Source organism: Rhodococcus sp. P3_B8 (assembly GCF_056402775.1).
In genome coordinates this window covers 18599-28163 of record NZ_JBFUGT010000073.1, presented here as the reverse complement: position 1 = coordinate 28163, position 9565 = coordinate 18599, and the positions used below count along the sequence as shown (strand labels likewise).

10 protein-coding genes are annotated in these 9565 nt (G+C 66.8%); 8 read left to right on the top strand and 2 right to left on the bottom strand.

The window, feature by feature from the left end:
* Nucleotides 1–382: DUF4191 family protein (locus AC1D1G_RS22120; protein ID WP_477953681.1), on the top strand; the 382-nt coding region annotated here is incomplete at its 5' end.
* A 65-nt stretch (nucleotides 383–447) separates the two neighbouring features.
* On the opposite strand, the gene AC1D1G_RS22115 is transcribed toward AC1D1G_RS22120, so the two are convergent.
* Complete coding sequence (locus tag AC1D1G_RS22115) at nucleotides 448–924, bottom strand: RDD family protein (RefSeq protein ID WP_280784820.1); 477 nt, start codon at nucleotides 922–924, stop codon at nucleotides 448–450.
* A gap of 211 nt (nucleotides 925–1135) precedes the next feature.
* Here AC1D1G_RS22115 and glnA point away from each other — a divergent pair, with 211 nt between their 5' ends.
* Nucleotides 1136–2572, top strand: coding sequence for a type I glutamate--ammonia ligase (gene glnA, locus AC1D1G_RS22110; RefSeq protein WP_005247755.1), 1437 nt, complete (start codon nucleotides 1136–1138; stop codon nucleotides 2570–2572).
* A gap of 114 nt (nucleotides 2573–2686) precedes the next feature.
* Here glnA and AC1D1G_RS22105 read toward each other — a convergent pair whose 3' ends face one another.
* Complete coding sequence (locus AC1D1G_RS22105) at nucleotides 2687–3373, bottom strand: DNA alkylation repair protein (RefSeq protein ID WP_283336606.1); 687 nt, start codon at nucleotides 3371–3373, stop codon at nucleotides 2687–2689.
* A gap of 232 nt (nucleotides 3374–3605) precedes the next feature.
* Between AC1D1G_RS22105 and AC1D1G_RS22100 the strand changes: the two genes are divergently transcribed.
* From AC1D1G_RS22100 to AC1D1G_RS22075, 6 genes are all read left to right on the top strand, one after another.
* The gene (locus AC1D1G_RS22100) at nucleotides 3606–4859 is read left to right on the top strand and encodes a multidrug effflux MFS transporter (protein WP_477953680.1); all 1254 of its coding nucleotides are present in this window, start codon (nucleotides 3606–3608) and stop codon (nucleotides 4857–4859) included.
* 6 nt (nucleotides 4860–4865) lie between these two features.
* On the top strand, nucleotides 4866–5846 hold the full coding sequence (locus AC1D1G_RS22095; RefSeq protein WP_283336604.1) for a putative antibiotic biosynthesis monooxygenase: 981 nt from the start codon (nucleotides 4866–4868) through the stop codon (nucleotides 5844–5846).
* 96 nt (nucleotides 5847–5942) lie between these two features.
* The gene (locus AC1D1G_RS22090; RefSeq protein ID WP_105422827.1) at nucleotides 5943–6593 is read left to right on the top strand and encodes an ABC transporter permease; all 651 of its coding nucleotides are present in this window, start codon (nucleotides 5943–5945) and stop codon (nucleotides 6591–6593) included.
* Entirely contained in the window at nucleotides 6586–7812 is a 1227-nt protein-coding gene (locus AC1D1G_RS22085) for an ABC transporter ATP-binding protein (protein ID WP_280784824.1), read from the top strand. The genes AC1D1G_RS22090 and AC1D1G_RS22085 overlap by 8 nt, the downstream gene beginning before the upstream one ends.
* On the top strand, nucleotides 7809–8582 hold the full coding sequence (locus AC1D1G_RS22080) for an ABC transporter permease (RefSeq protein ID WP_477953678.1): 774 nt from the start codon (nucleotides 7809–7811) through the stop codon (nucleotides 8580–8582). Before AC1D1G_RS22085 ends, AC1D1G_RS22080 begins: the two co-directional genes overlap by 4 nt.
* Nucleotides 8582–9565, top strand: coding sequence for a glycine betaine ABC transporter substrate-binding protein (locus AC1D1G_RS22075; protein ID WP_477953677.1), 984 nt, complete (start codon nucleotides 8582–8584; stop codon nucleotides 9563–9565). Before AC1D1G_RS22080 ends, AC1D1G_RS22075 begins: the two co-directional genes overlap by 1 nt.

Here is a 9565-nt window from a genome sequence, read left to right as displayed (position 1 = left end):
GACCAGTGCGGTCGCGGGCACCACGCAGCTCGACGCCGTTCACCGCGTGATCGGGCGACCCGGCGTCATCCTCGTCGCCGAGGGATCGCCGCAACGCGTGAAGTCGCTCCTGGCCCAGGAGAAGAAGAAGACGGCGCGCCTCGTCGGCGACACCCCGATCTACGACATCGTCATTGGCAACGACGAGGGACAGGTCCCGCTGTCGCAGCTGCAGAAGCATCTGAACAAGCTCCCGAAGAACATCGACACCAAGCGGATGGACGCCATCGAGTCGCGGCTCGCCGCGCTCAGCAGCCGCGGTGGCGGCGCCGCACTGCCCAAGGGTCCGATGCCCGGCGGCGCGAAGATGCGTGGCGTGCAGCGCACCATCCGTCGTCGCTAGAAGCCTGTCGCCCCACTACTCCGCCCGATGTCGATCCGACATCGGGCGGAAGACGTTCCGAGGGGTCAGCGCGTGCGAATCAGGGCGGTGCCGGTGGCCCGGTCCTGCATGCCACGACCGTCGATGTCCGTGATGGTCCCGGGCACGACGAACACGAGCAGCGCCTGACGCACCAGGGCCCGGACGAAGCCGACACGGGCGGGTCCGTCCACCCGCGCCACCTGCATGCCGAGGAACAGCTGCCCCGGCGTGAAGGAGAACAGCGACACCGTGGCGACACCGACGACGAACCAGACGAGCAGAGTGAAGGTCGAGAACGGACCCTCGAAGAAGTTGTCGCCGATGATCAGTGCCGCGACGCCCGCCGACGACACCCAGTCGATCATCAGCGCGGCGAGACGGCGTCCCGTGCTCGCGAGCGAACCGGGACCTTCCGCCTGCAACCCGAGGCGCTCGCCCCGGAAGGACTGCGTCGTCTCGTCCGCGCCGTCCGGCAGTGCGGCCGAAGGTCCGGAAAGCCAGGAACCGGTGATACGTGCCATGCTGTCCAGGATAGGCGTCGCCTCTCCGAGGACCTCACACCGGAGGTTTGGGCTGTGTGCGCAGTCACAGCCGGTGTAAAAGCCCAGGAAGATTCGACGCGTAACACGGGCGAAACAAAAGGTTGACCAGCGGGCAACACCAAGTCCTTACCGTCTGGCTCGACGAATTCGCCAATATCCACTTGGCTGAAGCGACTTAAGGAGCACAAGCGTGGCGTTCACCACGGCCGAAGAGGTCATCAAGTTCATCAAGGACGAGAACGTCGAATATGTCGACATCCGGTTCAGCGACCTGCCGGGCGTGCAGCAGCACTTCTCGATCCCGGCGTCCGCGTTCAACCAGGACGTCTTCGAGGACGGCCTCGCGTTCGACGGTTCGTCCGTCCGCGGCTTCCAGTCGATCCACGAGTCGGACATGATGCTCCTCCCCGACGTCGCCACCGCCCAGATCGACCCGTTCCGCGCGGCCAAGACGCTGAACATCAACTTCTTCGTGCACGACCCGTTCACGCGTGAGTCCTACAGCCGCGACCCGCGTAACGTCGCGCGCAAGGCCGAGGAATACCTGAAGTCGACCGGCATCGCCGACACCGCCTTCTTCGGCGCCGAGGCCGAGTTCTACATCTTCGACTCGGTCCGCTACGACTCCGGCATCAACGGCGCGTTCTACGAACTCGACTCCATCTCGGGTTCCTGGAACACCGGCAACGACGTGAACGCCGACGGCAGCCCCAACCTGGGCTACAAGGTCCGCCCCAAGGGTGGATACTTCCCCGTCGCTCCGTACGACCACTACGTCGACCTGCGCGACGAGATCTCCACCAACCTGCAGAACGCGGGCTTCGAGCTCGAGCGCGGCCACCACGAGGTGGGCACCGGCGGACAGCAGGAGATCAACTACAAGTTCAACACGCTGCTCGCGGCCGCAGACGACCTGCAGCTGTTCAAGTACATCGTGAAGAACACCGCCTGGCAGCACGGCAAGTCGGCCACCTTCATGCCGAAGCCGCTGTTCGGCGACAACGGCTCGGGCATGCACGTCCACCAGTCGCTGTGGAAGGACGGCAAGCCGCTGTTCCACGACGAGGCCGGCTACGCGGGTCTGTCCGACATGGCGCGTCACTACATCGGCGGCATCCTGCACCACGCACCGTCGCTGCTGGCGTTCACCAACCCGACGATCAACTCGTACCACCGTCTGGTGCCGGGCTACGAAGCCCCCATCAACCTCGTGTACAGCCAGCGCAACCGCTCGGCGGCCGTGCGTATCCCGATCACCGGCAACAACCCGAAGGCCAAGCGCCTCGAGTTCCGCGCCCCCGACTCCTCGGGTAACCCCTACCTGAACTTCGCGGCGCAGATGATGGCCGGCCTGGACGGCATCAAGAACAAGATCGAGCCGCAGGCTCCCGTCGACAAGGACCTCTACGAGCTCCCGCCGGAGGAGGCCCGCAACATCCCGCAGGCTCCCACCAGCCTGTCGGCCGTCATCGATCGCCTCGAGGCCGATCACGACTACCTCACCGAGGGTGGCGTGTTCACGTCCGACCTGATCGAGACGTGGATCTCGCTGAAGCGTGAGCAGGAGATCGCTCCGGTCAACCTGCGTCCGCACCCCTACGAGTTCCAGCTGTACTACGACGTGTGAGTCGATAGCTTCAGTCGAGCCCACCCGCGCCGCGATCACGACACCGATCGCGGCGCGGGTGGGCTCTTCTGCGTCCGGTCACAGGTGGCCGCCGCGGTCGTCGGGTCGAACCTTCTATTCGCCGCCCTGTCGGCGCACCATCTCGGTGATCCAGATGGGCGCGAACGGGGACGTGCATCCCGGAGAGGTCGGGTAGTCCTTCAGCACCTCGAGGCGCTCACCGATGTCGAGTGCGCGGGCGCGGTACCCGGCGTGCTCGATCCCGATCTGGGCCAGGCAGTGGTTCATCGCCCACTGCAGGCGATCCGGGGCGTCTGTCATCTCCGCCTCGATGACGTCGAGCAGTCCCGCGAGGTCGAGGCCCTCGGGCTTCTTCGCCACGCGTTCGGTGGTCAGCGCCCAGCCGGCACTGGCGACCGCGGGATCCGGATCGGCGGACCACGCCAGGCGCAGGTCCTCGGCGTGCGGGTTCTTCTTCACCACGTAGTTCACGAGCCAGTCGTGCACCTTGGGTGCGCGCGCCTCGCGCAGCATGACGTCCAACTCGTCACGCTCGAACGCCTTCGGGCGGCAGATCAGGATCGCCAGCAATCGTGCCGCGGTATCACCCGTCTCCCACAGCCGGTACGCGAGTTCCTGCTGAGTCTTCAGCCTCTTCGCGAGCGCGCGCAGCTTGCCGAGGTTCACCCCGTGATCGTCACCGTGCTTCTCGTTCACCTCGCGTGCCTTCGGGTCCTCGAGCTCGGCCAGCTCGGCCATCACCTCGGCCACCGTGGTCTCCGTCAGCGCCGTCTCGGCCACCTGAGTCTCCTGTCCGTCACATGGGAGATTCAGCCTACGATGGACGCCGGCCCCCGTCGTGTGGTGCGTCGGTCCCCTGCCGACCGGTCCGGAACCTGCCCGGGCGCCGCAGGCCGCGTCGTATGATCCAGGGAACCGACCACACGGACCGTTGCGGACCGTGCGGTCGAAACCTTTCGGGATACTTGCTCCGTTCTCCAGCCCCCTCGGGTCGAGAAGCAGGTGATGCGGGATGTCAGTGCCCACGACGCCGTCCGGTGTGCCGGTTCCGCGCCGTGTCGTGGTCATTCTGCTGCTGGTGATTCCGCTCAGCCAGATCCCGCTCGACATCTACACCCCGGCGTTGCCGCAGATGGTGCTCGATCTGGACGCGTCCGCCGCAGTGGTGCAGAACACGGTGACCGCCTACATGCTGGGCATGAGTCTGGCGTTCATTCCGGTCGGCCTGATCGCGGATGCGGTGGGCCGCAAACGAACTCTGGTGACCTGCCTGGCGATCCTCGTCGTCACCAGCGTGGGATGCGCACTCGTGCAGAACATCACACTCCTGCTCGGTCTGAGATTCGTGCAGGGTATCGGTGGGTGCGCGTGCCTCGTCCTCGCCTACGCGATCGCCGCCGACTGCTATCGCGGCGCCCGGCTCACGTCCGTGTCCGGTCTCCTCGGGGCTGCGTGGGGGCTGGCACCCGTTCTCGCACCCGCCGTGGGCGGGGTACTGGTGCAGTTCATCTCGTGGCGTCTGGTGTTCGGGCTGATCGCGCTTCTCGCGGCGCTCGCCGTTCCCCTCGTCGTCGCGGGACTGCCGGAGACCCTTCCGCCGGAACTGCGGGCACCGGTCGACGTCGGCGCCGCGGCGCGGGTGCTGGGTGCTGCCCTGCGCCACCGCATCTTCGTGGGGTTCGTGCTCGTGTTCGGATTGATGGCGTCCGCTCAGATGGTCTTCGGTGTCGTCGCGCCCTTCMTGTACCAGCAGATCCTGGGCTTCTCCCCTGCCGCGTACGGTGCGGTGGCGCTGGTCGTGGGCGGCGCGAACCTCCTCGGCGAACTCGCCTGCAGTGCGCTGGCTGTTCGGGTCGGCACCCGCCGGCTCGCGTTCGGCGCGTGGTGGGTGTTCGTGTCGGGCGCACTCGTACTCACCGTCACGGCCGGGCTGTCCGTCGTCACCGCACCGGCCATCACGATCGGTGCCTGCCTCGCGCTCGCCGGATGCGGGGTGCTCTGCCCGCAGATGTACGGGCTGGCCCTCGGACTGTTCACGCGCAACCTCGGACTGATCGGCGGTGTCGTCACGGCGGCCTGCTATCTCGTCGTCAGTGCGGCGATGGCCGTCGCCGGAGTGCTGCCGGAGAACAGCCAGGCACCGCTGGGCTGGCTGTACCTGACCCTGGGCGCGGGAGCAGGGATCCTGCTGCTCCTCACCACGTCCACCCGGCGGTCTCAGGGTTCTCCGCCCGCCGCACCCGCACCACGACCAGAACGGAGGTGACCTCACGTGCCGCATTCACACCCGCGCAGCCCTGCCGCGTCCCCGGTGTCGGTGATCTTCCAACGCCGGATCGACGACGCGAGTTACGCCGACTACGCACGGTGGCAGAAACGCGCGGCGGAGACCCTCGGGACAGTTCCGGGTTTCATCGATCAGGACATCGTGCCGCCGTCGCCGCCCGTGCAGGACGACTGGGTGGACGTGCTGCGGTTCGCCAGCATCGAGGACGCCCGCGCGTGGCTCGACAGCGACCTCCGGACGGAACTCGTGGCGGAGATCAAGCACGCCTTCATCGGCAACGAGGACGTCCACCTGCTCACCGGCGAGCAGACCCGGGAGCAGTCGGCGACGTCGGTGGTCATCTCCTGTCACGTCGACCCCGAGGACGAGTCGGCGTTCATGGACTGGCAGCGCAAGATCTCCGCCGCCGAGGCGGGGTTCCGGGGTTTCCGGGGGCACAAGGTCGAGAGACCGGTGCAGGGGATCACCGAGGACTGGACGATCGTGCTGAGCTTCGACACCGAGGACAACCTGGCGGCGTGGATGGATTCACCCGAGCGGGCCGCCCTCTTGAAGGAGGGTGAGAAGTTCAACAAGAATCTCCGAATCCGAAAAGCGAGCTACGGTTTCGACTTCTGGTTCCGCGGCGCGGGCGGCGACGAACCGCCCCCGGTGCCCGTCGCCCGAAGTAATCTCCTGGCCCTGCTGGTGCTGTATCCACTGGTGGTGATCTGGGGCCATTTCGTCAGCGCACCGTTCATCGAGGCGCACGGGGTTCCGATCGCCGTCGCCCTATTCGTCGGGAACCTCGTCACCACCCAGATCCTCGGCTGGTGGGCCGTTCCGGCGGCGTTCAAGGTGTTCGGGTGGTGGATGGACCCGGCGATCTCCCCCCGCCGGCGGAACCTCGGTTACGCCGTGATGATCGCGCTGTTCGGGATGTCGATCGCCGTGTGCACCCTGCTGTTCATGATCCCGACCACGTAACAGAGTTTCCGATTCACCTGCGCGATGTTCGGGTACATAGCACTGTGAAGGACCGAGGTCTGTTTCACATCGGGAGAAAGGTGTTCACGGTTGGACATGCAGCAACTGTGGGACTTCGTCTCCGCCCGGAAGCAGCAACTGCTCACCGACTCCTTCCTGCACGTCAGCGCAGTCGTGCAGTCGGTGGTGATCGCCACGATCGTCGCGGTGGCGATCGGGATCCTCGTGTACCGCAGCCCGGCCGGCTCCGCGATCGCCACCGCACTCGCGAGCACGATCCTCACCATCCCGTCGTTCGCCCTGCTCGGCCTGCTGATCCCGATCCTCGGACTCGGTGTCGCCCCCACCGTCACCGCTCTCGTGCTGTACGCACTGCTGCCGATCATCCGGAACACCATCCTCGGACTCGCCTCCGTCGACCCCGCGATCACCGACGCGGCCCGGGGCGTGGGAATGAGCCGCACGACGGTGCTGAGCAGGATCGAAATCCCGCTCGCCTGGCCGTCGATCTTGACGGGCATGCGGGTGAGCACCCAGATGCTGATGGGCATCCTCGCGATCGCCGCCTACGCCAAGGGTCCCGGGCTCGGCAACCTCATCTTCTCGGGACTGTCCCGCGTCGGCAGCCCGACAGCGATACCGCAGGCCCTCACGGGGACCGTTCTCATCGTGATCCTCGCCCTCGTACTCGACGGCATCCTCGCCGTCATCGGCCGACTCACCACCTCCAGGGGGATCCGTGACTGACCTCGACGCACCGCACACCAACGGAAGCACCGTCTCGGGAGTGGACATCGTCCTCGAAGACGTCGTCAAGAGCTACCCGGGCCAGGAGAAGGCGGCAGTCGACAACGTGTCGATGCGCATCCCCGCCGGCGAGATCGTGGTCCTCGTCGGCCCGTCCGGCTGCGGCAAGACCACCACCATGCGCATGATCAACCGGCTCATCGAACCGACGTCGGGGAAGATCACGATCGGCGGCAAGGACGCCCTGTCCATCGACCCGGACAAGTTGCGGCGCGGCATCGGCTACTCGATTCAGCAGGCCGGACTGTTCCCGCATCTCACGATCGCGAAGAACGTGGGCACGGTCCCCGGTCTGATCGGCTGGGACAAGAAGAAGATCGCCGACCGCACCGACGAGATGCTCGACCTCGTCGGACTCGAACCCGACCTCTACCGCGAGCGCTACCCCCGGCAGTTGTCGGGCGGTCAGCAGCAGCGCGTCGGGGTGGCGCGGGCGCTGGCCGCCGATCCCCCGGTGCTGCTCATGGACGAGCCGTTCGGCGCCGTCGACCCGATCACGCGCGGACTGCTGCAGGACGAATTGATGCGACTGCAGTCCGATCTCGGCAAGACGATCGTCTTCGTGACGCACGATTTCAACGAGGCGGTCAAGCTGGGCGATCGGATCGCGGTGCTGGGCAACCAGTCGCACATCATGCAGTACGACACTCCGGAGGCGATCCTCGCCCATCCCGCCAACGACATGGTGGCCGGGTTCGTCGGCGCGGACGCCTCCCTGAAGCAGCTGACGCTCACCCGGGTGGCAGAGGTCGAACTCCTCGACTGCCCCACCGCGTACGAGGACGGCTCGGTGGACGATCTGCGGGCGGCGATCTCGTCCCGCAGGATCAAGTGGGGCGTCCTCCTGGACGCGCGGGACCGCCCGACCCGCTGGGTGTCGTTGCGGCATCTGGCCAACGCCACGTCGCTGCGCGACATCGGCGACCCGATCGAGGAGGTGGTGTCGACCCAGTCGACGCTGCAGGACGCCCTCGAGGCGCTCCTCGCGGAGAGCAGTGCGTCGACGATCGTCACCGGCCGGCGGGGCGAGTACCGCGGCCTGATCACGATCGACACACTGGTGACGCACCTGTCCGCGATGCGTGAGGAACACGCGCACGACGACGAGGCCAGCGAGCCGCAGCGGGACGGGGCGAGCGAGGGCGGCACACCGTCATGACGGCCGCCGTCGCCACGAAACCCACCGCACCGGCCGCCCGGCGGTCGGAGCGGGCCCGCTTGCTGGTCCAGCCGATCATCGTCGTGATCCTGGTGGCGGGTGTGCTCGCCTGGGCCTTCAACCGCGAACTCACCGCCACGCAGAAGGGCAGCCTCAACGCCACCAACATCGCGACCCTGACGTGGCAGCACGTGCTGATCACGGTCGCGGTGGTCGCGATCGTCGTCGTCATCGCCGTCCCGCTGGGGATCCTTCTCACGCGGCCCGGGTTCACCAAGCTGGCACCGATCTTCCTCGGAATCGCCAACATCGGACAGGCCGCACCGGCCATCGGACTCCTGGTGCTTCTCTTCCTCGCGACGGGGACCACCGGATTCTGGATCGGGGTGCTCCCCATCGCGTTCTACTCTCTCCTGCCCGTTCTCCGGAACACGATCCTGGGTCTGCAGGAGGTCGATCCCGCCGTCATCGACGCCGGGCGCGGACAGGGCATGACCGCCGGCCTCGTCCTGCGGAAGGTCGAGTTCCCACTCGCCGTCCCGTACATCCTCGCGGGACTGCGCACGTCGCTCGTGCTCGCCGTGGGCACCGCGACACTCAGTTTCCTCGTCAGCGCCGGCGGTCTAGGAATCCTCATCGACACCGGATACAAGTTGCGCGACAACGTGACCCTGGTGGTGGGAGCCGTGCTCGCGGTCGCGCTCGCGCTGCTCGTCGACTGGTGCGGCGCCCTGGCCGAGGAGTTCCTCGGCCCGAAGGGGCTGCGCTGATGAACCACCTCCGGAAGGCGATCGCCGCGACGGCCGTGACACTCTGCGGAGTCCTCGCCGCGTCCTGCGGCCTCGAATCCGGTGGCGCCCTGCCACTGTCGGTGGAACCGGGCAGCATCCAGCCCGTCCCCGAACTCGAGGACGTCAAGATCACCGTCGGTTCCAAAGACTTCACCGAGCAGGTCACCCTCGGGTACATCATCGAGTTCGCGCTCAGTGCCGCCGGCGCGGAGGTGCGCGACCTCACCAACATCCAGGGGTCCAACAGCACCCGGGACGCCCAGCTGGACGGGCAGATCGACGTCACCTACGAGTACACCGGGACCGGGTGGATCAACTACCTCGGCAACGAGATTCCGATCCCCGACCCGACCGCGCAGTTCGAGGCGGTCCGCGACGAGGACCTCGAAAGCAACGGCATGGTGTGGGTCGATCCGGCCCCGATGAACAACACGTACGCACTCGCGATGAGCAGGCAGACCGCCGAGGAAACCGGGATCACCACCCTGTCGGAGTACGCAGATCTGGTCAACCGCGACCCCGCTGCCGCGACGACCTGCGTCGAAACCGAATTCAACGTCCGCCAGGACGGGTTCCCGGGTATGGCCGCCAAATACGGCTTCGACCCCGCCCGCGCGAACCGCCAGATCCTCCAGACCGGCATCATCTATCAGGCCACCGCCGACGGAACGCAGTGCAAGTTCGGCGAGGTGTTCACGACGGACGGCCGCATCATCGCGCTCGACCTGGTGCTGCTGGACGACGATCGCCAGTTCTTCCCGAAGTACAACCCGGCGATCACCATGCGCAAGGATTTCGCCGAGGCACATCCGCAGGTCGCGGAGGTGATGGCCCCGATCTCCGCGGCACTGACCAACGAGGAGATCACCGAACTGAACCGGCGGGTCGACGTCGAGGGCGAGGAACCGGCGGATGTGGCCCGGGACTGGCTGGTGCAGAAGGGATTCGTCACGCTGCCGTGA

Coding starts and splice junctions, on each gene's coding strand:
- AC1D1G_RS22090 (WP_105422827.1), top strand. CDS start 5,943: ATGCAGCAACTGTGGGACTTCGTCTCCGCCCGGAAGCAGCAACTGCTC.
- AC1D1G_RS22075 (WP_477953677.1), top strand. CDS start 8,582: ATGAACCACCTCCGGAAGGCGATCGCCGCGACGGCCGTGACACTCTGC.
- AC1D1G_RS22080 (WP_477953678.1), top strand. CDS start 7,809: ATGACGGCCGCCGTCGCCACGAAACCCACCGCACCGGCCGCCCGGCGG.
- AC1D1G_RS22115 (WP_280784820.1), bottom strand. CDS start 924: ATGGCACGTATCACCGGTTCCTGGCTTTCCGGACCTTCGGCCGCACTG.